At 71.6% G+C, this 22,286-nt stretch carries 25 protein-coding genes; 17 read left to right on the top strand and 8 right to left on the bottom strand.

Features of this window, described 5'->3' with window-relative positions; translation table 11 throughout:
- Positions 1-67 precede the first annotated feature (67 nt).
- A complete protein-coding gene (locus AC1P0E_RS06775) occupies positions 68-469 on the bottom strand; it encodes a VOC family protein (protein WP_482741236.1) in 402 nt (133 codons plus the stop codon).
- 257 nt (positions 470-726) lie between these two features.
- Between AC1P0E_RS06775 and AC1P0E_RS06770 the strand changes: the two genes are divergently transcribed.
- The 4 genes from AC1P0E_RS06770 to AC1P0E_RS06755 all read left to right on the top strand — a co-directional run bounded on the left by AC1P0E_RS06770 (position 727) and on the right by AC1P0E_RS06755 (position 4,749).
- Complete coding sequence (locus AC1P0E_RS06770) at positions 727-1,551, top strand: hypothetical protein (RefSeq protein WP_482741235.1); 825 nt, start codon at positions 727-729, stop codon at positions 1,549-1,551.
- 94 nt (positions 1,552-1,645) lie between these two features.
- Positions 1,646-3,244: an ABC-F family ATP-binding cassette domain-containing protein gene (locus AC1P0E_RS06765; RefSeq protein WP_482741234.1), complete on the top strand. Its 1,599-nt coding sequence runs from the start codon at positions 1,646-1,648 to the stop codon at positions 3,242-3,244.
- Positions 3,245-3,607: 363 nt separating this feature from the next.
- Complete coding sequence (locus AC1P0E_RS06760) at positions 3,608-3,829, top strand: helix-turn-helix domain-containing protein (RefSeq protein ID WP_010987827.1); 222 nt, start codon at positions 3,608-3,610, stop codon at positions 3,827-3,829.
- 128 nt (positions 3,830-3,957) lie between these two features.
- The gene (locus AC1P0E_RS06755; protein WP_482741233.1) at positions 3,958-4,749 is read left to right on the top strand and encodes an enoyl-CoA hydratase/isomerase family protein; all 792 of its coding nucleotides are present in this window, start codon (positions 3,958-3,960) and stop codon (positions 4,747-4,749) included.
- 37 nt (positions 4,750-4,786) lie between these two features.
- On the opposite strand, the gene AC1P0E_RS06750 is transcribed toward AC1P0E_RS06755, so the two are convergent.
- Positions 4,787-5,560 (bottom strand): hypothetical protein, encoded by a 774-nt coding sequence (locus AC1P0E_RS06750; protein WP_482741232.1) that lies wholly within the window; start codon positions 5,558-5,560, stop codon positions 4,787-4,789.
- 94 nt (positions 5,561-5,654) lie between these two features.
- Here AC1P0E_RS06750 and AC1P0E_RS06745 point away from each other — a divergent pair, with 94 nt between their 5' ends.
- From AC1P0E_RS06745 to amaP, 5 genes are read left to right on the top strand one after another with little or no spacing between them, the layout of a single operon-like run.
- Positions 5,655-6,143: an Asp23/Gls24 family envelope stress response protein gene (locus AC1P0E_RS06745; protein ID WP_482741231.1), complete on the top strand. Its 489-nt coding sequence runs from the start codon at positions 5,655-5,657 to the stop codon at positions 6,141-6,143.
- Positions 6,144-6,156: 13 nt separating this feature from the next.
- Positions 6,157-6,348, top strand: coding sequence for a hypothetical protein (locus AC1P0E_RS06740; RefSeq protein ID WP_028814280.1), 192 nt, complete (start codon positions 6,157-6,159; stop codon positions 6,346-6,348).
- Between the two features lie 8 nt (positions 6,349-6,356).
- Entirely contained in the window at positions 6,357-6,704 is a 348-nt protein-coding gene (locus AC1P0E_RS06735) for an Asp23/Gls24 family envelope stress response protein (RefSeq protein WP_482741230.1), read from the top strand.
- Positions 6,701-7,423 (top strand): DUF6286 domain-containing protein, encoded by a 723-nt coding sequence (locus tag AC1P0E_RS06730; RefSeq protein WP_482741229.1) that lies wholly within the window; start codon positions 6,701-6,703, stop codon positions 7,421-7,423. The genes AC1P0E_RS06735 and AC1P0E_RS06730 overlap by 4 nt, the downstream gene beginning before the upstream one ends.
- A 7-nt stretch (positions 7,424-7,430) precedes the next feature.
- On the top strand, positions 7,431-8,009 hold the full coding sequence (gene amaP / locus AC1P0E_RS06725) for an alkaline shock response membrane anchor protein AmaP (RefSeq protein ID WP_482741228.1): 579 nt from the start codon (positions 7,431-7,433) through the stop codon (positions 8,007-8,009).
- A 428-nt stretch (positions 8,010-8,437) separates the two neighbouring features.
- Here amaP and AC1P0E_RS06720 read toward each other — a convergent pair whose 3' ends face one another.
- From AC1P0E_RS06720 to AC1P0E_RS06695, 6 genes are all read right to left on the bottom strand, one after another.
- A complete protein-coding gene (locus AC1P0E_RS06720) occupies positions 8,438-9,193 on the bottom strand; it encodes an SDR family oxidoreductase (protein ID WP_482741227.1) in 756 nt (251 codons plus the stop codon).
- Entirely contained in the window at positions 9,183-10,988 is a 1,806-nt protein-coding gene (locus AC1P0E_RS06715; RefSeq protein WP_482741226.1) for a glycoside hydrolase family 15 protein, read from the bottom strand. Before AC1P0E_RS06715 ends, AC1P0E_RS06720 begins: the two co-directional genes overlap by 11 nt.
- Before the next feature lie 68 nt (positions 10,989-11,056).
- Complete coding sequence (locus AC1P0E_RS06710; protein WP_482741225.1) at positions 11,057-11,854, bottom strand: SURF1 family cytochrome oxidase biogenesis protein; 798 nt, start codon at positions 11,852-11,854, stop codon at positions 11,057-11,059.
- Between the two features lie 84 nt (positions 11,855-11,938).
- Positions 11,939-12,172, bottom strand: coding sequence for a hypothetical protein (locus AC1P0E_RS06705; protein WP_482741224.1), 234 nt, complete (start codon positions 12,170-12,172; stop codon positions 11,939-11,941).
- Between the two features lie 62 nt (positions 12,173-12,234).
- The gene (locus tag AC1P0E_RS06700; RefSeq protein WP_482741223.1) at positions 12,235-13,224 is read right to left on the bottom strand and encodes a DEDDh family exonuclease; all 990 of its coding nucleotides are present in this window, start codon (positions 13,222-13,224) and stop codon (positions 12,235-12,237) included.
- Positions 13,221-13,928 carry a TetR/AcrR family transcriptional regulator gene (locus AC1P0E_RS06695; protein ID WP_482741222.1) on the bottom strand — a complete coding sequence of 236 codons (708 nt, stop codon included), beginning with the start codon at positions 13,926-13,928 and terminating at the stop codon, positions 13,221-13,223. Before AC1P0E_RS06695 ends, AC1P0E_RS06700 begins: the two co-directional genes overlap by 4 nt.
- Positions 13,929-14,031: 103 nt before the next feature.
- On the opposite strand from AC1P0E_RS06695, the gene AC1P0E_RS06690 reads away from it, so the two are divergent.
- The 8 genes from AC1P0E_RS06690 (at position 14,032) to AC1P0E_RS06655 (ending at position 22,221) form a co-directional block, all read left to right on the top strand.
- Positions 14,032-14,829, top strand: coding sequence for an acetoacetate decarboxylase family protein (locus tag AC1P0E_RS06690; protein WP_482741221.1), 798 nt, complete (start codon positions 14,032-14,034; stop codon positions 14,827-14,829).
- Positions 14,829-15,722, top strand: a complete 894-nt coding sequence (locus tag AC1P0E_RS06685; RefSeq protein WP_482741220.1) for an SDR family NAD(P)-dependent oxidoreductase — start codon at positions 14,829-14,831, stop codon at positions 15,720-15,722. Before AC1P0E_RS06690 ends, AC1P0E_RS06685 begins: the two co-directional genes overlap by 1 nt.
- 12 nt (positions 15,723-15,734) lie before the next feature.
- Positions 15,735-17,027, top strand: coding sequence for an amidohydrolase family protein (locus AC1P0E_RS06680; protein WP_482741219.1), 1,293 nt, complete (start codon positions 15,735-15,737; stop codon positions 17,025-17,027).
- The gene (locus tag AC1P0E_RS06675) at positions 17,024-18,310 is read left to right on the top strand and encodes an amidohydrolase family protein (RefSeq protein ID WP_482741218.1); all 1,287 of its coding nucleotides are present in this window, start codon (positions 17,024-17,026) and stop codon (positions 18,308-18,310) included. Before AC1P0E_RS06680 ends, AC1P0E_RS06675 begins: the two co-directional genes overlap by 4 nt.
- Before the next feature lie 24 nt (positions 18,311-18,334).
- A complete protein-coding gene (locus tag AC1P0E_RS06670) occupies positions 18,335-19,045 on the top strand; it encodes a VIT1/CCC1 transporter family protein (RefSeq protein ID WP_482741217.1) in 711 nt (236 codons plus the stop codon).
- A 477-nt stretch (positions 19,046-19,522) separates the two neighbouring features.
- Positions 19,523-20,413, top strand: coding sequence for a sterol desaturase family protein (locus tag AC1P0E_RS06665; RefSeq protein ID WP_482741216.1), 891 nt, complete (start codon positions 19,523-19,525; stop codon positions 20,411-20,413).
- Positions 20,410-21,159 (top strand): lysoplasmalogenase, encoded by a 750-nt coding sequence (locus AC1P0E_RS06660; protein ID WP_482741215.1) that lies wholly within the window; start codon positions 20,410-20,412, stop codon positions 21,157-21,159. Before AC1P0E_RS06665 ends, AC1P0E_RS06660 begins: the two co-directional genes overlap by 4 nt.
- A gap of 18 nt (positions 21,160-21,177) precedes the next feature.
- Entirely contained in the window at positions 21,178-22,221 is a 1,044-nt protein-coding gene (locus AC1P0E_RS06655) for a zinc-dependent alcohol dehydrogenase family protein (RefSeq protein WP_482741214.1), read from the top strand.
- The last annotated feature ends 65 nt before the right edge of the window (positions 22,222-22,286 follow it).

The raw sequence follows: 22,286 nt of genomic DNA, 5'->3' as shown, positions 1-22,286 counted from the left end.
TCCTCAGCCCCGTCCGGCGCTTGAGGACACGCCCCCAGGGCGTCCCCAGCAGTCGCGCCGTGTCGTGTCAGCCCCCGACCGCCGGGGTGTACGTCCCGAAGCTCCAGAGGTTGCCCTCGGGGTCCCGGGCCATGTAGTCGCGGGAGCCGTAGTCCTGGTCGGTCGGCGGTATCAGGATCTCCACCCCGTGCTCCACCGCCCGCGCGTGATGCGCGTCCACGTCCTCGACCACCACATACACGCCCACCGGCCCCGCATCCGCCATCGCCTTGGCGAAGACGCCCTCCCGGCCGTGCGACCCCACCATCACCGCGCCGTTGCCGTGCGCCAGCTCCGCGTGCTCGACGTACCCGCTCTCGCTCTCGTAGAGGGCGACCTCACGGAAACCGAAAGCGTCCTTCAGCAGCCTGATGGCGGCCTTGGCGTCCTTGTACAGAACCGTCGGGTAAATGCTCGGTGCGCCGGCCATGCCGATCACCTCGTCCTCTCGTCGAGCGTGCCAGGTGTGACGTGGCTCTCAGTCTTGCACCGGCCACTGACAACGCCATTCCTGGTCCGCCGGGGACAAAGCGAGCAGGGCCGCACCAGGCCGGGCGTGGCCGCGCGGGGCCGAACGGGGGACACGTCCGGCCCCGCCCGCCGTGTCGGCCCGGCCCGGAACCCGGCCCCCGACGCCCGCGACTACCTTCTGTGCCTGATCCATGGGCGGCGCCGCAAGGGGGAATCGTGACTGCCAGCACGTCAGCGGCGCCGCCGGCCGGTGGCACCCGCGATTCCGCCGGCCCCCGCAGCGCTCCTCGCAGCTCTCGCGACCGGCACATCGCCCCGAGCGGTCACCGCGCCCCCCGCCGCGTCCTGCGCATCGCGCTCACCCTCGCTGCCGCCGCCCTCGCCCTGCCCCTGGCCACCGCCGCCCACCAGGCCAGGCACGCCCCGTACGGCGACCGGCTCACCGCCCACACCCCCGCGGCCCGCCCCGACCCCGCCCTGCGCATCCGGGGCGAGGCCGTCGAGGCGTACGACAAGGCGAGCGGCCGGCGGCACTGGACGCACACCCGCGCGGGGAGGCGCCCCGTCGCCCTGCGCCCCGCGCCCGGCCACGCCTTCGCGCTGTGGAGCGACGGGCTGGTCACCGACACCGCCCGCACCACCGGCCGTACGGTCCACTGGCACCGCGCCGTCCCCGGCCTCTCGCACCGGCCGGCGACCGGCGGCCCCGACCGCGCCGACGGCGTCCTGCAGCCCCTCGACCCCGGCGCCGGCATGCTCGCCGTCGTCACCCCGCAGCGCATCGCGGCGTACCGCACCGTCGACGGCGACCTGCGCTGGGTGCTGCCCGCCGAGCCCGGATGCGCCTTCGACGCGCGCCGCACGGCCCGCACCGGGGGCGCGCTGCTGGTCGCGCAGCCCTGCGGCGCCGACGCCTCCTGGACGGCCGAACTGGTCGCCGTCGACGGTCTCGGCCGGATCGTGCCGGATCGCACACCCCTCGGCAACGCCCTTCCCGGCGACGGAACCCGCGCCAGAAAAGTAGTTGCGGACGACCGTTAGACTGGGTCTATGGCAACTCTCCTTGTGCATTAGACGGCGTCGAAGAAATCTCCGTCCGTCCCTTCCGCCGTCCATACCGCCTTGGAGTTTTTCCTTGATCACCGCCTCCGGCATCGAGCTGCGCGCCGGCGCCCGTCTCCTCATCGAGTCCGCCTCCTTCCGTATCGCCAAGGGCGACCGCATCGGCCTCGTCGGCCGCAACGGAGCGGGCAAGACGACCCTCACCAAGTGCCTCGCAGGCGAAGGCACCCCCGCCGGCGGCACCATCACCCGCTCCGGCGAGGTCGGCTACCTCCCGCAGGACCCGCGCACCGGCGACCTCGACGTCCTCGCCAGCGACCGCATCCTGTCCGCCCGCGACCTCGACTCGGTCCTGCGCAAGATGCGCGAGAACGAGGAGCGCATGTCGAACGGACAGGGCGCCACCCGCGAAAAGGCGATGAAGAAGTACGAGCGCCTGGAGACGGAGTTCCTCACCAAGGGCGGTTACGCCGCCGAGGCCGAGGCCGCCACCATCGCCGCCGCGCTCGGGTTGCCCGACCGTGTGCTCGGCCAGCCCCTCCACACGCTCTCCGGCGGTCAGCGCCGTCGTGTCGAGCTGGCCCGCATCCTCTTCTCGGACGCCGACACCCTGCTCCTCGACGAGCCGACGAACCACCTCGACGCGGACTCCATCGTCTGGCTCCGGGACTACCTCAAGACGTACCGCGGCGGCTTCATCGTGATCTCCCATGATGTCGAGCTCGTCGAGACGGTCGTCAACAAGGTCTTCTACCTGGACGCCAACCGCTCGCAGATCGACGTCTACAACATGGGCTGGAAGCTCTACCAGCAGCAGCGCGAGGCCGACGAGAAGCGCCGCAAGCGCGAGCGTCAGAACGCCGAGAAGAAGGCCTCCGCCCTCAACTCGCAGGCCGACAAGATGCGCGCGAAGGCCACCAAGACCGTCGCCGCGCAGAACATGGCCAAGCGCGCCGAGCGCCTGCTCTCAGGCCTCGATGCGGTACGGGTCTCCGACAAGGTCGCCAAGCTGCGCTTCCCGGACCCCGCGCCCTGCGGCAAGACCCCGCTGATGGCGGAGGGCCTGTCCAAGTCGTACGGCTCGCTGGAGATCTTCACCGACGTCAACCTGGCCATCGACAAGGGTTCGCGCGTCGTCATCCTCGGCCTCAACGGCGCGGGCAAGACGACCCTGCTGCGCCTGCTCGGCGGCACGGAGAAGCCCGACACCGGCGAGGTCATCCCGGGCCACGGCCTCAAGCTCGGCTACTACGCCCAGGAGCACGAGACACTCGACCCGGAGCGCTCGGTCCTGGAGAACATGCGCTCGGCGGCGCCCGACCTCGACCTCGTCGCGGTCCGCAAGACGCTCGGCTCGTTCCTCTTCACCGGTGACGACGTCAACAAGCCGGCCGGGGTCCTCTCCGGCGGCGAGAAGACCCGTCTCGCCCTGGCCACCCTGGTCGTCTCGTCCGCCAACGTCCTGCTCCTCGACGAGCCGACGAACAACCTCGACCCGGCCAGCCGCGAGGAGATCCTCGGCGCCCTGCGCACGTACAAGGGCGCGGTCATCCTCGTCACCCACGACGAGGGCGCGGTCGACGCGCTGGAGCCGGAGCGGATCATCCTGCTGCCGGACGGCGTGGAGGACCTGTGGGGTCCGGACTACAAGGACCTCGTCGCCCTGGCCTGATCCCGGCTCGATCCGTGGATCCGTGGGCCTGATCCACTTCCACTGGATCATTCGGCTTATGGGTGATCCTTCATCTGAGTGAGTGGCTCTCGTACCCCGGCGTGTCATGCACCGGATTGCGGCCCGTCCCCCGTGGGGCGGGCCGTCCGCGTTCCGCTGCTCCTATACCCGCGCTGACCTGCCGATTCCCTCCAGGGATCGTCCGGACGTACGACGGAAAGTCTGCGGAACCGTGCATTCCGATTGCAGTCGGGGGCTCCTCTCGGGCAAACGTAGTTGTACGGACCTTGCCGAATGGGTGGCCAGGAAGCCCGGGAGGGGTGATCATGAGAGTCCAGAGCGCACTTCCTTGAGGAGGCACGGGTGGCCGAGACTCTGAAGAAGGGCAGCCGGGTAACCGGCGCCGCGCGCGACAAGCTCGCGGCAGACCTGAAGAAGAAGTACGACTCCGGTGCGAGCATCCGGGCGCTGGCCGAAGAGACCGGCCGCTCCTACGGATTCGTACACCGGATGCTCAGCGAGTCCGGCGTCACGCTGCGGGGACGCGGCGGGGCGACACGAGGCAAGAAGGCCACTACGGCCTGACCGCCTCGGGCGGGCCCGGCCCATCGGTTTTTGGGCGGTGGCCACCCGGTCGATCGCAGGATCGCCCGGGTGGTTACTGTGCAGTCACTTACTGACCGCACGACTGCCACCCGAACCGGAGGCGCCACATGGCTTCGCTCGACTCTGTGCTCGACAAGGACGGCGTACGACTCACCGTCGAGGACGCCGTTGCCACGGTGACCCTGACCAACGCGGCCAAGCGCAACGCCCAGTCTCCCGCTCTGTGGCGGGCGTTGACGGAAGCCGGACGGTCTCTTCCTGGCAACGTGCGGGTCGTGGTGCTGCGCGGCGAGGGCAAGTCCTTCTCCGCCGGCCTGGACCGGCAGGCGTTCAGCCCCGAAGGCTTCGACGGTGAGCCCTCCTTCCTTGATCTCGCACGCGGCTCCGACGAAGACCTCGACGCGGTCATCGCCGAGTACCAGGAGGCATTCACCTGGTGGCGGCGCGGCGACCTCGTCACCATCGCCGCCGTACAGGGCCATGCCATCGGCGCCGGTTTCCAGCTCGCCCTCGCCTGCGACCTGCGGGTCGTCGCCGAGGACGTGCAGTTCGCGATGCGCGAGACCAGCCTCGGTCTCGTGCCCGACCTCACCGGCACGCACCCGCTCACCGGCCTCGTCGGCTACGCGCGTGCGCTGGAGATCTGCGCCACCGGACGGTTCGTCCACGCGGCGGAGGCCGAGCGTGTCGGGCTCGCCAACCTTGTCGTGCCCGGCGACGAACTCGACGGCGCCGTACGGGACTTGGCGAGCGCCCTGCTCGCCGCGCCCCGCGACGCCGTGATCGAGACCAAGGCGCTGCTCCAGGGTGCGCCCTCGCGTACGTACGAGGAGCAGCGCGTCGCGGAGCGCGCCGCCCAGGCCCGCAGGCTGCGCGACCTCGCGGGCCTCGGCGACTGACGCGCTGACTCGAGGACCGGCTGATCTGCCGGCCCGTTCACTCCACGCCGGTCACCAGGACGGCCACTGTGGGCCGGCCGTCCTGGGACGCGGCGACGGCCCTGCGTACGGCGATGGCGACCGCCAGCGCGCGGTGGCCCGTCGCCGTCGCGAGCTGGACCTGTACATGGCCGTCCGTGAGCCGGACAGAGGCGCCGAGGGTGTGGGTCAGGCGCGCCACGCCGGGGACGGACGTCGCCGCGGCCGCCGCTGCGGCTGCCCGTTCGGCGGCGCCGCCCGCCTCCGGCCCGCCCGCCTCTTCCCCGGGCTGTTCTCCCTCGGGCCGTGAGGAGTCGTCCTCGTACTCCTCCTCGTAAGCGTCATGACGTCCCTGTCCCCCGTTCGGGGGAGTGGTCGCGGCGGGATCCCAACCCGCTTCCACCAGGTCCGTCACACGCAGGTCCACGGCCGCGACCACCAGTCCCAGCCGGGCCGAGGCCGCCTCCCGCAGTGCGATACGCAGCCGCTCCGCCTGGTGCGGCAGCGGTTCGCCCCCGGCCGTGGCCGTGAGGTTCGCGTCGATGCGCAGCGGCCCGGGCGGCAGCGCGCCCGGCGGCGGTGGAACGGCAGGTGCGGCAGCCGTGTCCGGGTCGGCGAGCGCGATGCGCAGCGGCCCGAGACTGACGCCGGCAACCTCCTCCGCTGCTTGCCGCAGAACCGAATCGGCCGCCTTCTCCGCAAGCCACGCGCCGTCCGACGCCTCACCCAGAGGCAGCAGTCTGCCCAGGCCGAGTCGTTGCCGTACTGCCCGGGTCAATCCGTCAGGTGCCATTGCTCCAGCCTGCCGCATCCCCGGCGCGAGATCGGGCAACCGCACCTAATGTGGGCAGTGGAGTCCAGTACCGCCCGGAAAGGGACGAACGGCTATGAGTGACACCACGCAGCGAAACCGGCCCGGCAACCCCGACAAGGGGTCGCCCGGCGAGGAGGGGAAGAAGCCCTCCATGACGAAGCGCGGCAGCGGTGATCCGTCCTCCCGTGGCCGTACGACGATCGCCGACGGCGTAGTCGAGAAGGTCGCCGGTCTCGCGGCCCGTGACGTACTGGGTGTGCACGCCATGGGAAGCGGACTCTCCCGCACCTTCGGGGCCGTGCGCGACCGGGTGCCGGGCGGAGCGAAGACCGTCAGCCGGGGCGTCAAGGCCGAGGTCGGCGAGGTGCAGACGGCTCTGGACCTGGAGATCGTCGTCGAGTACGGCGTATCGATCGCCGATGTCGCCCGCGCGGTCCGGGAGAACGTCGTATCGGCCGTGGAACGCATGACGGGCCTCGAAGTCGTCGAGGTCAATATCGCGGTCAGCGATGTGAAGCTGCCCGACGAGGAAGAGGACGAGCCGGAGCCACGTCTCCAGTAGAGGGAGTAGCAGGATGAGCATGGCGGTGGTCGGCCTTGTGGCCGGTATGGCGCTCGGGTTCGCCGGATACTTCGGCGGGTTCGGAGCATTTCTCTTGGTGGCGGCGTTGGGCGCGATCGGCTTCGTGGTGGGTAAGTTCGCCGACGGTGACCTCGAACCAGGCGACTTCTTCCGCGTGGGTGAGCGCGGCGGCCGGCCGAGGTGAACCCCGCGATGGCCACCGGTCAGGTCGAGGCCGCCGAGCGCGGCGCGACCCGGATCGCCGACCGGGTCGTCGCGAAGATCGCCGCGCAGTCGGCGCGCGAGGCGCTCGGCAAGGTGCCGGAGGGCGGCAAGGCGCCGCACGCGACGGTGACCGTGCATCACGACAAGGCGCGGGTACGGGTCGTTCTCGAACTCGGCTATCCCAGCGACATCGGCGGTCAGTGCGGTGCGGTACGTCATGAAGTCGCCCGGGGGGTGAGCACGTTGGCCGGCATGGAAGTGTCCGAGGTGGCGGTTCACGTCGAGCGGCTGCATTCGGCGCAGGCGCGGGGCGCGGAGCGGGGGAGGATCCGATGACCGGACCCGACCACGGCGACCTGGGAGACAACGGACGCACGCAGCGGCTTCCGATCATCGGACGCGAGCAGGGCCCGGCCGGCGCCTCCCCCGCTGCGCCCGCCGGGCCCGCCGTGCCCGGTTCGAGTGCCACGGTGCAGGAGCCGGTCCCGACCCTCCATGAGGAGGACGGCGGGAGGGCGGGACGCTTCTGGTCCGCCCGCCGGGTGCCGGCCGCGCTGGTCGCCCTGGTGGTACTCGGCGGCGCCGGTCTGCTGCTGTACGACATCGCGGCGGTACGGGCCGGCCACCCCGCGATGCGCTGGCGCCGCGAGCTGGCGGACGGCCTCGCGACGCGGCCCCTGGACAACGTGTGGGTGCTCATCGGCGCGGGCGTCGCGGCGGCCCTCGGGCTGTGGCTGCTGCTCTTCGCCGTCGCGCCCGGGCTGCGCGCGATCCTGCCGATGCGGCGTACGTCGGCTGACACCCGGGCCGGACTCGACCGGAAGGCCGCCGCGATGATGCTGCGCGACCGGGCCATGGAGGTGTCCGGCGTGCAGTCCGTACGGGTGGCGGTGGGGCGCTCCAGGGTGCGCGTGCGGGCCGTGTCGCACTTCCGCGAACTCGAAGAGGTGGAGGCCGACTTGGAAGCGGTGCTCACCACTGCGATCCAGCAGCTCGGGCTGGCCGGGCGGCCGAGTCTGTCGGTGCGTGTCCTCCGGCCGGACAAGAAGGGGTGACGGAGCGATGCCCAAGAAGGTCAACCGTGTCCTGCTCGGACTCGCGGGCCTGGTGCTCCTCGCCGTCGGCGCGGGGGTGCTCGCCACCGGGCTCGGGATGTCCGTACCGTCGTGGTGGCCGTTCGACGGGCGCGACGATGTGCTGCTGAGCGAGGCGGACCGTACGCGGTGGCGGGACTCGGGGTGGTGGTGGCCGGCCGTCATCGCGGCCCTTGCTGTGCTCGTCCTGCTCGCGCTGTGGTGGCTGCTGGCCCAACTGCGCCGGCACCGGCTCGCCGAAGTGCTGGTCGACAGCGGTGACGGGGAGGGCGCGGTACTGCGGGGGCGGGCGCTGGAGAACGTGCTGGCGGGGGAGGCGCAGACCCTGGACGGGGTGGAGCGGGCGCACGTGACGCTGACCGGGCGCCGGGACGCGCCCCGGGCGCGGATCGCACTGCTCCTCGCGCCCCACGCGGAACCGGCCGAAACGCTGGCCGGGCTCACGCACGGGGCGCTGGCCCATGCGCGGAACTCGGCGGGGCTGGAGTCGCTCCCGGCGGAGGTCCGCCTCCGCGAGGTCAAACACGGGGCGCGCCGGGTGAGTTGAGGCGACCGGGCCTCGGTTCACGGTGGCTTGGCCCTGCCCTTGGGCCCGGTCCCGGCCTACCGGCCCCGGCACCGGCCGACCGGCGCTGGTACGCGCGGGCGGCGCGTTGCGTAACGGCGAAACTTCCCCACCCCGCCCCTTCCCGAAACCGGGGGCAGGCCCCCAGACCCCCGGACGCCCTCCGGGCGTGTCCTCAAACGCCGGACGGGCTGGATTTGCCGGGCGGGGCGGATCGGATGTGCCGCGCAGGACGGATATGCCGCGCAGCGGACACATCCCGCCTCGGCCGGCACAGCCCGCTCAGCGGCACACTCCAGCCCCTCCGGCGTTTGAGGAGCGGGGTCTGGGGCGGAGCCCCACACGCGGTGCAGCGGCGCTCCGCGCCGCGCAACCCGCACCGTCGTCCCGGGGCCGTGGGCCCGGCAAGGTCAGAAGCCGTGACGCGTGCCGCCGTCGACCGGGAGCATGATGCCCGTCAGGTACGACGCCGCCGGTGACAGCAGGAACGCCGCCGCCTTGCCGAACTCCTCCGGCCTGCCGTAGCGCCGCAGCGGGATGCGTGACTCGTTGGCCGCGCGCGCCCCCTCCGCGTCGCCGGACAGCGCGTCCAGCTGCCGTACCCGGTCCGTGTCGATCCGGGCCGGCAGCAGGCCCACGACCCGGATGCCCCGGGGGCCCAGGTCGTCGGAGAGGGACTTGGCGAAGCCCGCCAGCCCCAGCCGCAGGCCGTTGGAGATGGTGAGGCCGTGGATGGGTTCGTGGACCGAGCCGGAGAGTACGAAGCCGATGACGCCGCCCTCGGAGAGTTCGGCCGCCGCCGCACGGGCCAGCCGTACCGCCCCGAGGAAGACGGCGTCGAAGGCCGCCTGCCACTGTTCGTCCGTGTTGTCGGCCGCGACGCCCGGCACCGGGCCGCCGACGCTGATGAGGATGCCGTCGAAGCGCCCGAAGTGCGCCCGGGCAGCGGCGATCAGGCGCTCCGCCGACGCGGGGTCCGCGTTGTCGGCGGCGACACCCACCGCGTTCGGGCCGAGTTCCGCGGCTGCGTCGGCCACCGCCTTCTCGTCCCGGCCGCTCACCACCACCTTCGCGCCGTCGGCCGTCAACTGCCGTGCCGAGGCGAAGCCGAGCCCGCGGCTGGCTCCGGTGACGACGTATACGCGGTCTTTCAGTTCAAGATCCATGGGCCCATCCTGCCGCGTCCTCCCCGCCGAGGGCGAGAGCGGACCCCACAAGTCCGATATGACTGAATGCCTGGGGGAAGTTCCCGAGCTGCCGCCCGGTGGCCGGGTCGTACTCCTCGGCGAGCAGCCCCACGTCGTTGCGCAGGGCCAGCAGCCGCTCGAAGAGCTCCCGGGCCTCCTTCACCCGTCCCGTCATCCGCAACGCGTCGACGAGCCAGAACGAGCAGGCGAGGAACGTTCCTTCGTCGCCGGGCAGCCCGTCGACGGTGAGGCCGTCCGTGCTGTAGCGGCGGATGAAACCGCCGCGGCCGAGCTCGGTCTGCACCGCCTCGACCGTCCCGACGACCCGTGGATCGTCCGGCGGCAGGAAGCCGACCCGGGGGATGAGGAGTGTGGCGGCGTCGAGTTCGGTGGAGCCGTAGGACTGCGTGAAGGTGTTGCGCGCGGGGTCGTACCCCTTCTCGCAGACCTCCCGGTGCACCTCGTCGCGCATCGCCCGCCACCGGTCCGCGTCGCCGCGCAGCGCCGGGTCGTCCTCCAGGGCGCGTACGGCGCGGTCGGCCGCGACCCACGCCATCACCTTGGAGTGCACGAAGTGCCGGCGCGGCCCCCGGACCTCCCACAGGCCCTCGTCCGGCTCGCGCCAGTTGGACTCCAGGAAGCCGAGGAGGCTGAGCTGCAGGTTCCACGCGTGCGGTTTGGACTGCATGCCCCAGGCTCTGGCCAGGTGGAGGGAGTCGATGACCTCTCCGTACACATCGAGCTGGAGCTGTTTGACGGCCGCGTTGCCGGTACGGACGGGCTTGGACCCCTCGTATCCGCTCAGCCACGGCAGTTCCGTCTCGGGCAGCCGGCGCTCGCCGGCCAGGCCGTACATGATCTGGAGGTCGGCGGGGTCGCCCGCGACCGCCCGCAGCAGCCAGTCGCGCCAGGCCGCGGCCTCGTCGATGTAGCCGGCGGCGACGAGCGCGCCGAGCGTGAGGGTGGAGTCGCGCAGCCAGCAGTAGCGGTAGTCCCAGTTGCGTACGCCGCCGAGCTCCTCCGGCAGTGAGGTGGTGGGGGCGGCGACGATGCCCCCGGTCGGGGCGTACGTGAGCGCCTTGAGGGTGATGAGGGAGCGCAGCACGGCCTCACGGTGGGGGCCTTCGTAGCGGCAGCGGGCGGCCCAGTCCTCCCAGTCCTGGAGGCTGTGCTCCAGTCCCTCGTACGGATCGGTGAAGGGCGGCTCCGGCTCGTGCGACGGGTGCCATGTCAGGATGAATGCCACCTTTTCGCCCTCGGCGACGGTGAACGACGAGTAAGTGGTGTACTGCTGGCCCCAGCTCTTCACCCGGTCCGCGGGCTCGGCGCGCAGCCACACGGCATCGGGGCCCGCGACGGCGACCCGGTGCCCGGCCGTGCGGCGCATCCACGGCACGATGTTGCCGTAGTCGAAGCGCAGCCGGAGGGTGGAGCGCATCGTCACCTCGCCGGAGAGGCCCTCCACGATCCGTACGACATCGGGCGCCTTGTCGCGCTGCGGCATGAAGTCGGTGACCTTGACCGAGCCGGAACGGGTCTCCCAGACCGTGTCCAGGACGAGGCTGTCGCCGCGGTACGCGCGGCGCGCGCAGGAGTCGGCGCCTGCGGGGGCCATCCGCCAGTGGCCGTTCTCCTCGTCGCCGAGCAGTGCGGCGAAGCAGGCGGCCGAGTCGAAGCGGGGCAGGCAGAGCCAGTCGATGGAACCGTCTTTGCCGACCAGTGCCGCGGTCTGCAGGTCTCCGATGAGCGCGTAGTCCTCGATGCGTTGGGTCACGCAAACTCGTGTTCCCGCGCGGGCATGGCATTAAGCGGCATTAAGCAGTGCCGCGGGCGGGAGTCGGCTCAGGCGTCCGCGGTGGCCGGCTCGGCGGGTGCGTCGTCGTGGGACCGGGCCGCCTCGGCGCGGTCGCGCAGTTCACGGCGTACGAGAACGAACCAGCCGAACGGCACCGCGGCGGCGAACAGCCACCACTGCACGGCGTACGCCATGTGCGCACCGATCGAGTCGGCGTCGGGCTCGGGCACCAGCTCCGGCTCGGGGCCGGCCGGGACGGGCCCGGTCTGCTCGATGTAGCCGCCGAGGACGGGTCGCGAGAGCGCCTTCGCCTGCTGCTCGCTGTTGATCAGCATGACCTGCCGGGGCGGCAGACCGCTCAGATCCTTGATGCCGCTGCCCGCCGTCGTCTCGTCGGCCTTCAGGCGCCCGGTGACGGTGACTTCGCCCTTGGGGGCGGCAGGGACCTCGGGGTACGCCTGCTGGTCGGCGTCGAAGGGGATCCAGCCGCGGTTGACGAGGACGGCGCGGCCGTCGTCCATGGTCAGCGGGGTGAGGACGTGGTAGCCGACCTTGTCGTCGGCGTTCGTCCTGCGGCGTACGACGACTTCGTGTGCGGTGTCGTACGTGCCGGTGGCGGTTACTCGGCGCCAGTAGTCGGAGCGCGGGACGGTGTGTCCGGGGGAGGTGATGTTGCCGATGGGGAGGGGCTTCGCCCTGAGGTTGTCGGAGATCAGCCTGTTCTGCGCGACCCGGTGCTCGTGCCGGTGGAACTGCCAGAAGCCCAGCTCGACCATGGTGGGAATGAGGACGAGCATCAGGAGGGTGAGGATCACCCACTGCCGGGTCAACAGGAAGCGGTACACGTCGTTGACGTTACCTGGCGCGCGGTGGTCCCCGGCGGGCGGGTCTCCCGCCGGGGCGAGCCCGCGTTCGCGGCTCCGGGGCCCTCAGACCTTGTCGACGATGCCCACCTTCCCCTCCGCGCGGGAGCAGTGCGCGCCGCAGAACCAGTGGCCCTCGACCTCGACGCCCTGGCCCAGGATCTGGACCCGGCAGTGCTCGCAGATGGGCGCCATCCGGTGGATGGCGCAGGAGAAGCAGTCGAAGACGTGCACCGCGCCCTGCGCGTGCACCTCGAAGGACATGCCGTAGTCGTTTCCGCATACCTCGCAACGTGCCATGCGCCACAGGGTGGGACGGTGGGCGCGGCAGGGCGAGTGGTGGGCGGGCGAGTCGCCGCCAATCACCCGTCTGCCGGAGACACGTCCCGCAGCAGCTGGGTGAAGGCGGCCTCGTCGACGACGGGCGTGCCGAAGGACTTGGCCTTGACGGTCTTGGACGTCGCGGAGTCGGGGTCATTGGTGACGAGCAGGCTCGTGAGCCGCGACACACTCGTCGCGATGTGCAGACCCGCCTCCACGGCCCGGTCCTCCAACAGCTCGCGGTCCACGGACGTATCGCCCGAAAACGCCACCCGCATGCCCTGCTTGAGTAGTTTGCCCGGTTCGTACCGTCCGGGGTTCGGGTGCGGGCACGCCGGCCGCTTCCGCGACGGGCGCCAGCTGCCGCCACCTCCCCGGTACGACGCCTGATAGCCGATCCGTGGTGTCGCGGGCGAGTCCGACCACTCGGCGAGCGGCAGGCATTCGAGCAGCGGCAGTCGCACACCGCCCTGCGCCGCCGCGTGCAGGCTCGGGCGGAACGCCTCGGCCAACACGCGCGCGTCGTCGAGCGCGTGGTGAGCGCGTTGCTGTACGACGCCGAAATGCGCGGCCAGCGACTCCAGCTTGTGGTTGGGCAGGGGCAGTCGCAGCTCCTTGGAGAGCGCGATGGTGCACAGCCGCTGCTGGACGGGCGCGGTGCGCTCGGCGCGTGCGTACTCCCGGGCGATCATCGACCAGTCGAACATCGCGTTGTGCGCGACGAGCACCCGGCCGTCGAGCCGCTCGGACAGCTCCGCGGCGATGTCCGGGAACAGCGGGGCGCCCACGAGCACATCACTCGTCAGGCCGTGGATCCAGACGGGGCCGGGGTCACGCTCAGGGTTGACGAGCGTGTACCAGTGGTCCTCGACGTCCCCCCGGTAGTCCAGCCGGTAGACGGCAGCGGAGATTATCCGGTCGTCGCGCGCGAGCCCGGTGGTCTCCACGTCGACGACCGCGTACCCCTTCGGGTAGGCGGTCGGCCACGGCGCTGCTGTCGGTGCTGTCGGCTGGTCTTCGAGCATGGTCACTGAGGATACGGGCCCCCACTGACAGCCCCGCCCGCCCGGGTGAGCAGACCGTCCACGAGAGCCCTCACGGAGTTGACGAAGAGCCGTTCGGGATCGGCGGGCCGGGCCAGGGCGCGGGCGAGGGCCGGGTCGTGTTCCGCGCTCTCGGCGTCCCACAGGTCCTCCTCGCCCGGGTGCTGCGCGGGGGCGCGTTCGCGGTTGCGTTCGACGAGGACGTACCCGACGACCTGGAACTGGACGGCCCGTACGGCCTCGGCGGCCCGAGCCCCGCGCAGGCCCGCCGCGTGCACCTCGTGGACGAGGGCCTGCTGGGCGGGCAGGAACATCCGCTCGGTGAGGCCGCGTTCGTGGACCATCGCGATCAGGTGGGGGCGCTCCCGCAGCTCCCGGCGCAGTCCGCGAGCGACGGAGACGATGCGGGCGGCCGGGGTGCGGCCGGCCGGGCGGACGGCGCCCATCTCCTCCACGGTCCGCTCGACGAGGGCGTCGAGGAGGGACTCGCGGTTGCCGACGTGCCAGTAGATCGAGGTGACCGCCGTGCCGAGTTCGGCGGCGAGCTTGCGCATGGTGAGCATGGCCGGGCCGTGCTGCTTGACGAGCGCCGCGGCCGCGTCCAGGACCTCCTCGCGCGTCAGCGCGGTACGCGGGCTGCGTGGGCTGTGCGGACTGCCTGGGGTGCCTGGAGTGCGTGGGCTGCGTGGCATGGAGCTCCCAAATCCCGTACGTGCACGGCTCTTTCCCCTTCATCGGCGCCGGTGTAACAGTGTTACAGGCTGCGCAGGCTCTCCCGACGAAGGGCGGTACGACATGGCACGCGTACGGTACGGCGCACGGACCGAGGCCGAGATCGCGGCGGCGCGCGAAGCGAGTTCCAGGCTCCCCGACATCTGGTCCACCGGTGTGGTGGCCCTCTGGGAGAGCGACCCGGACGCGGTGGCGGCCGTACTGCCGCCGCCGCTCAAGCCCGCCGAGCGGCCGCTCGTACGGGCCAACATCAGCAAGGTCGATCTGCCGGGCTATCCGCTGGGCGCCGGCTCGGTGTCCGTCGCCGCCGTCCATGACGGCATCACCGGCTGGTACCCCCTCGTCATGCCGATGACCCACGAACGGGCCCTGATCGGCGGCCGCGAGGTCTTCGGTGAGCCGAAGAAGCTCGGCGAGGTCACCGTCGACCGCGACGGCCTCGTCGTACGGGCTGCGCTCGCCCGCCACGGCATCGCCTTCGTCGAGGTGCGCGGCGCGGTCGAGGGACCGCTGCCGCTGCCCGAGCCGACGGAGAAGGTGGACTTCTACTTCAAGTTCCTGCCGGCGGTGGACGGCCGGGGCTTCGACGCCGACCCCGTCCTCGTGCACTGCGTCCGCAACGAGAAGGTGCGCAAGCTGGAGCGGATCACCGGCGACGTGGTGCTGCGCGAGTCGATGTACGACCCGATCGCCGATCTGCCCGTACGCCGCGTCGTGGAGATCACCGTCGGCGAGAAGACCACCGACCAGAAGGGGCGCGTGGTGGAGCGGGTGAGCGCGCAGGCGCTGCTCCCGTACATCCACCAGCGCTACGACGACCCGCAGCAGATCCTCGACGGCCCGCCGGAGGGGAGCGTCTGATGCGGCTGCGGGAGGGGCAGGTCGCCGTCGTCACGGGCGCGGCGAGCGGCATCGGGCTCGCGATGGTGCGCCGGTTCGCCGCCGAGGGGCTCAAGGTCGTACTCGCCGATGTGGAGGAGGAGGCGCTGGAGAAGGCCGCTTCCGAACTCCGGGCGCAAGGCGCGCAGGTGCTCGCGTGCGTCGTCGACGTCAGCGAACGGGAGTCCGTCACCGCGCTCGCGGACGCGGCGTACGACACCTTCGGAGCGGTGCACGTGCTGTGCAACAACGCGGGGGTCGGCTCCGGCGCCGAGGGCCGCATGTGGGAGCACGAGGTGAACGACTGGAAGTGGGCGTTCGCGGTGAACGTGTGGGGCGTCTTCCACGGCATCCAGGCGTTCGTTCCGCGGATGATCGAGGGCGGCGAACCCGGGCACGTCGTCAACACGTCCTCGGGGGACGGCGGGATCGCCCCGCTGCCGACCGCGTCCGTGTACGCCGTCACCAAGGCGGCCGTCGTGACGATGACCGAGTCGCTGTACGCCCATCTGCGGGCGGAGAACGTTCCCGTGAGCGCGTCGGTGCTGTTCCCCGGACCGCACATGCTCCGTACGGGGCTGTGGGAGTCGCACCGCAACCGGCCCGCGCGCTATGCCAAGGAACGGCCGCGCAAGACGCCGTACCGCAGTCTCGGGCAGTGGGAGACGGCGATGGGGAAGGCGGGGCACGCGATCGAGTTCACGCCGGTCGAGGACGTTGCCGGGACCGTCGTGGACGGGATAACCGCGGACCGCTTCTGGATGCTTCCGGCCAGCGAGCACAGCGACCGGCAGATCCGCGCCAGGTCGCAGTCGATGCTCGACCGCTCCGATCCGACGTACCTGGAGAGCTTCATTCTCGACACTCTCGACTGAGGGGGACACACGATGACAGAACAGAGCGACCGTGACCCGTACCTGATCATCTCCTCCGACTGCCACGCCGGTCTGCCGACCGAGCAGTACCGGCCCTACCTGGACAGCGCCTTCCACCGGGACTTCGACGACTTCCTCGGACAGCGGGACGCCCGCCGCGAGGAGATGACACGCCTCGGCGTACGCAACGAGGCCTTCGCCGCCAAGTGGTTCCACGACAACGAGGAGGGACTGCGGGGCGGCTGGGACACCGCCCAGCGCCTCAAGGAGCTGGACGGCGACGGGGTGGCGGCCGAGGTCGTCTTCCCCGACGCCGATGCCGTCGACAGCCGGACCGCCGCGCCCTTCGGAGTCGGCCTCGGCCTCTCCGGGGACCAGGACCCGCGCCTGGGCATGGCGGGCGCGCAGGCGCACAACAGGTGGCTCGCGGAATTCGTGGCGCGCAACCCCGAACGGCACTGCGGCGTGGCGCTGCTGCCCATCACGGGCGAGGTGGAGAAGGTCGTCGCCGAGATCCACCGGGCCAAGGAGTCCGGGCTCGGCGCGCTGATGATCCCTTCGATGTGGGTCGACAAGGCGCCGTACCACGACCGCCGTTACGACCCGGTGTGGGCGGCGGCGGCCGAGACGCGGATGCCGGTCGTGACGCACTCGGGAGCCGCGCCGCGCCACGAGTACGGCGACCACCTCGGCATCTACGTCTCCGAGGTGACGTGGTGGCCGGCCAGGCCGCTGTGGTTCCTGCTCTGGTCGGGCGTCTTCGAGCGCCACCCGGGGCTGAGGTTCGGCGTCGCGGAGTCCGGCTGCTGGTGGCTGCCGAACCAGCTGTGGTTCATGGATCGGCTGTACCTCGGCGCGCACGGCGGCAAGAAACTCTCCCCCTTTGCCGAGCTGAAGCGGCCGCCGAGTGAGTACCTGGACCGGCAGGTCTTCATCTGCGCCACCAACACCAAGCGCCGCGAACTCGCCCAGCGCTACGAGATCGGTGTGGACAACATCCTGTGGGGCAGCGACTTCCCGCACCCCGAGGGCACCTGGCCCGACACGCGCGCGTGGCTGAAGCGAACCTTCCACGACATCCCCGTCGACGAGACCCGCCGCATCCTCGGCGTGGCGGCGGCCGACGTCTTCGGCTTCGACACAGCGAAGCTCACCCCGCTCGCGCGCCGCATCGGCCCCACGCCCGAGGAACTCGGCCAGCCGGACGACCAGGGGCCCGTCGAGGCGTCGTGGGCGAGGTCGCGCGAGGTGGGGCGGCACTGGCTGACCGACCACGACTTCCCTCAGCTGGGAGTTTCGCCATGACCGACCGGACGACCGACCGGACGACCAACCGGACGACCAACCGGACGACCAACCGCACGACCGACCGTTACACCGTCATCACCGCCGACTGCCACGCGGGCGCCGACCTCCTGGACTACAAGCCGTACTTGGAGAAGCGCCACCACGACGACTTCGACGCCTGGGCGGCGACGTACGTCAACCCGTACGAGGACCTCCTCGCCGACACCGCCGACCGCAACTGGAACTCCGCGCGCCGCCTCGCCGAGCTGGAGGCGGACGGTGTCGTGGCGGAAGTGGTGTTTCCGAACACCATCCCGCCCTTCTTTCCCAGTGCTTCCCTGATGGCGCCCGTGCCGACCCGGCAGGAGCTCGAGCAGCGATGGGCCGGTCTGCGCGCGCACAACCGCTGGCTGGCCGATTTCTGCGAGGCCGCGCCGGGGCGTCGCGCCGGCGTCGCGCAGATCCTCCTCAACGACGTCGACGAGGCGGTGCGCGAGATCCGCCGCACCAAGGACGCGGGCCTCACCGGAGGCGTCCTGCTGCCGGGCGCGCCGCCGGGTTCCGGCATACCCGAGCTCTACTCGCGGACGTACGACCCGATCTGGGCGGTGTGTGAGGAGCTGGAGGTCCCCGTCAACCACCACGGCGGGTCGGCCTCCCCGCCCCTGGGCGACGAACCGGCCGCCCGCGCCGTCTTCATGGTGGAGACGACGTGGTTCTCACACCGGGTGCTGTGGCACCTGATGTTCGGTGGAGCCTTCCGGCGCCACCCGGGCCTGAGGCTGGTGCTCACCGAACAGGGCTCCGGCTGGATCCCGGGCGTGATCGAGATGCTGGACTACTACCATTCCCGTCTGGTGGCGGCAGCGACCCGCGCTTCCACCGCCGAGTCGAAATTCGGCGCCGGGCTGGCGGATTCGATGGGCAGCAGTCCGGGTGAGGTCTGGCGCGACAACTGCTACGTCGGCGCGAGCTTCATGCGCCCGCACGAGGTGCCGCTGCGCGACCGTATCGGCCTCGACAAGATCATGTGGGGCAGCGACTATCCCCACGACGAAGGTACGGCGCCGTACTCCCGCGAGGGTCTGAGGATCGCGTACGCCGGACTGCCGAGGGAGGAGATCGCGGCCATGGTGGGCGGGAACGCGGCCCGCGTGTACGGCTTCGACCTCGGTCTGCTCGACGCGATCGCGGCGAAAGCCGGCCCGCTGGTGGACGAGATCGCCCAGCCGCTCACCACGATCCCGCCCGACGCGACGAGTCCGGCCTTCGCACCGGGCGGGTCGGTACGCGTCTGGTGACGGAACGGGTGAGACCCTCCCCGGGTGACTGAGCAGACTCATGACGAAGCCCACGGCGGAGCCCTCGGCGCGCGCCTGAACTGGCTGCGCGCCGGGGTGCTCGGGGCCAACGACGGCATCGTCTCGACCGCCGGCATCGTCGTCGGCGTCGCCGGGGCGACGGACGACCGGTCCGTGCTCCTGACGGCGGGCCTCGCCGGACTGCTGGCCGGGTCCATGTCGATGGCGGCGGGGGAGTACGTATCGGTGTCGACGCAGCGCGACTCGGAGGAGGCGGCGCTGGCGCAGGAACGGCGTGAGCTGCGGGAGGAGCCCGAGGCCGAACTGGCGGAGCTGACCGACCTGTTGGCGGCCCGCGGCCTGTCCGAGGACGTGGCCCGCGAGGCCGCCCAGCAGCTCACCGAACGCGACGCTTTGCGCGCCCACGCGCGCGTGGAGCTCGGTATCGACCCCGAGGACCTCACCAACCCCTGGCACGCGGCGGCCGCCAGCTTCGTCGCCTTCACGGTGGGCGCGCTGCTCCCGCTCCTGGCGATCACCCTCCCGCCCCCGTCGTGGCGGCTCCTGGTCACGGTCGTCTCGGTCCTGGTCGCCCTGGCCCTGACGGGCTGGAGCAGCGCCCGCCTGGGCGCCGCGCCGCCACGGCCGGCGGTGCTGCGGAACATGGCGGGCGGGGCGCTGGCGATGGCTGTGACGTACGGGGCGGGGTCGTTGCTGGGCGCGGCGGGGGTCTAGTTTTGGTGGGCGAGCCGTTCCGGAGGGAAAGCTCCGCTCCATGCACGGTCGTATTGACCTTCCCAGGTGCAACCTGCTCACGTCCTGGTGATGCACCACAGTGCCGAGGTCGAGGGCGGACTGGTCGATCATCTGCAGAACGGTCAGCCGGACCGGAGGACTTCGTCGGGCCATCTGCTCACCTTGCATGTCGCCCGCGATGCTCAGCCCAGGCCGGCGCCCGGGCGGGGAAACAGGAGGGACTTGGCCGCCGCGCCGGCGACCGTTCCCGCGAGCCGGGCGAGGACAACTTCTGGGCCCTGCAAGGGTGTTCCTCCCCGGAACCGGAACGGGTGTCGGCGGACCTGCATCGTATGCCGGACGACCGTCACGGAAGAGGCCGAATTCCGTATCGCGCACCCCGCTGACAGGCCGTCTCGCATACTTGTCGGTAACAACCCCTAGCGGAGCCCTCACCTGCGCCTCTATCGTGCCGTCATGCCGAACCTGCCCGATGTCGTGCTGTGGTCGATACCGGCCTTCGTCCTGCTCACCGTCCTGGAGATCGTGAGCTACCGCCTGCATCCCGACGAGGACGCCGCCGGGTACGAGACCAAGGACGCCGTCACCAGCGTCGGCATGGGGCTCGGCAGCATCGGGTTCGACTTGCTGTGGAAGATCCCGATTGTCGCGATCTACATGGCGGTATACGAGCTGACGCCCGCCCGCGTCCCGCTCCTGTGGTGGACGATTCCGCTGATGCTGCTCGCGCAGGACTTCTTCTACTACTGGTCCCACCGGGGCCACCACGTCATCCGCATCCTGTGGGCCTGCCACGTCGTCCACCACTCCAGCCGCAAGTTCAACCTCACCACCGCCCTGCGCCAGCCCTGGACGAGCCTCACCGTCTGGCCGTTCTACCTGCCACTGATCGCGTGCGGCGTGCACCCGGCCGCGCTCGCGTTCTGCTCCTCCGCGAACCTCGTCTACCAGTTCTGGGTGCACACCGAGCGTGTCGGCAAGCTGCCGCGCCCCTTCGAGTACGTCCTGAACACTCCCTCCCACCACCGCGTCCACCACGCCTCCCAAGGCGGATACCTGGACCGGAATTTCGGCGGCATCCTGATCCTCTGGGACCGGCTCTTCCGTTCCTTCGCGGCCGAGACCGAGCGGCCCGTCTACGGCCTGACCAAGAACATCGAGACCTACAACCCGCTGCGCGTCGCCACCCACGAGTACGCCGCCATCGCCCGCGACGTCCGGGCGGCCACCACCTGGGGCGAGCGCGCGGGCCGGGTCTTCGGCGGCCCGGGCTGGCAGCCGCGCCACCCGGCGGGGCCGCAAGCAACCGGGCCGACGCAGGAAGCCGCCGCGGGACGCACCGCGTGAGCGCCACGGCCACGCCCGGCGCCCGCCCCGGCGACGGCGCCCGCCCCGGCGACGGCGCCCGCCCCGGCGACGGCGCCCGCCCCGGCCGGCGGGCGGGCTGGGAGCGGGGGCTCCTTGTCGCCTTCGGGGTCGCGGCGCTCGCCGACCTCGGCTCGCTCGTCGCCGGGGCCGACCCCGGCCACATGATCGCCAAGCCGCTGCTGATGCCGCTCCTCGCGGCGTACGCGGCCGTGCGCGGCGCGCCGCGTCTGCTGATCGCCGCGCTGCTCTTCGGCTGGGGCGGCGATGTCTTCCTGCTCGCCGACGCGGACTGGGCCTTCCTCGTCGGCATGGGTTCCTTCGCCGCCGGTCACGTCTGCTATCTCGTGCTGTTCGGACGTAGTCGTACGTCCACGCTCCTCGGCGCCGGGTACGCCGTAGCCCTCCTCACCACGGTCGCCCTCCTGTGGCCCGACCTCCCCGCCGACCTGCGCATCCCGGTCGCCGGGTACAGCCTGCTGCTCACCGCCATGGCCTGGCGAGCGAGCGGCATCGGCCTGTACGCCGGACTCGGCGGCGCACTCTTCCTCCTCTCCGACACCCTCATCGCCACCGGCGTCGCCGAGTGGCCCCAGCTGCCCGCCCCCGACTTCTGGATCATGCTCACCTACGTCGCCGCGCAGTTTCTGCTGGTCAGGGGCGTGCTGGGGCGGGAAGAGGTCGCGGCCACCCCATCGGCGTACCGTGAAGGCCGTACAACCGTCTGAGCACCGAGGAACCACCCCATGCGCGCCACCGTCATCCATGCACCGCACGACATCCGCGTGGAGGAGGTGCCGGATCCGCGGGTCCAGGAACCCACTGACGTGGTCGTACGGGTGCTGCGCGCCTGCATCTGTGGCAGCGACCTCTGGGCCTACCGGGGCGAGTCCGCCCGGCAGCCCGGACAGCGCATCGGGCACGAGTTCCTGGGTGTGGTCGAGGAGGCCGGTTCCCGGGTCGCAGGGTTCGTGCCCGGCGATCTCGTGGTCGCGCCCTTCGTGTGGTCCGACGGGTCGTGCGAGTACTGCGCCGAAGGGCTCCAGACCTCATGCCTGCAGGGCGGCTTCTGGGGTTCGGTGGGCTCCGACGGCGGGCAGGGCGAGGCCGTCCGGGTGCCCTTCGCCGACGGCACGCTGGTCAAGCTCCCGGCTGCCGCGGCCTCCGACGACCGGCTGCTGACCGCGCTGCTCGCCCTCTCCGACGTACTGGGCACCGGACACCACGCCGCTGTCGGCGCGGGCGTACGGCGCGGCTCGACGGTCGCGGTCGTCGGCGACGGCGCGGTCGGGCTGTGCGGGGTACTGGCCGCCAAGCGGCTCGGGGCCGAGCGGATCATCGCGCTGGGCCGCCATCAGGCGCGTACCGACATCGCGAAGACCTTCGGTGCCACCGACATCGTCGCCGAGCGCGGCGACGCGGCGGTCGCGGCCGTACGGGAACTCACCGGCGGCCAGGGGGCGCATGCCGTGATCGAGGCCGTCGGCACCGAGCAGTCGATGCGTACGGCAGTCGGGATCACCCGCGACGGCGGCGCGATCGGTTACGTCGGCGTCCCGCACGGCAGCGGCACCGGCCTCGACCTGAGCGACATGTTCAACCGGAACGTCGCCCTGCGCGGGGGAGTGGCGCCCGTGCGCGCGTACATCCCGGAACTGCTGCCGGACGTCCTGGACGGGACGATCGACCCGTCGCCGGTCTTCGACGTCACCGTCGGCCTCGACGGCGTGCCCGAGGGCTACAAGGCGATGGACGGACGCACGGCCCTCAAGGTCCTCGTCAAGCCGTGACGCCGTGACGCCGTGACGCCGTGACGCCGTGACGCCGTGACGCCGTGACATGGGAGCGGGCCGCC

Source organism: Streptomyces sp. TRD_SC_5 (assembly GCF_056836825.1).
Note: the sequence above shows the minus strand (reverse complement) of the source record. Positions and strands in the feature narration are given on the sequence as shown.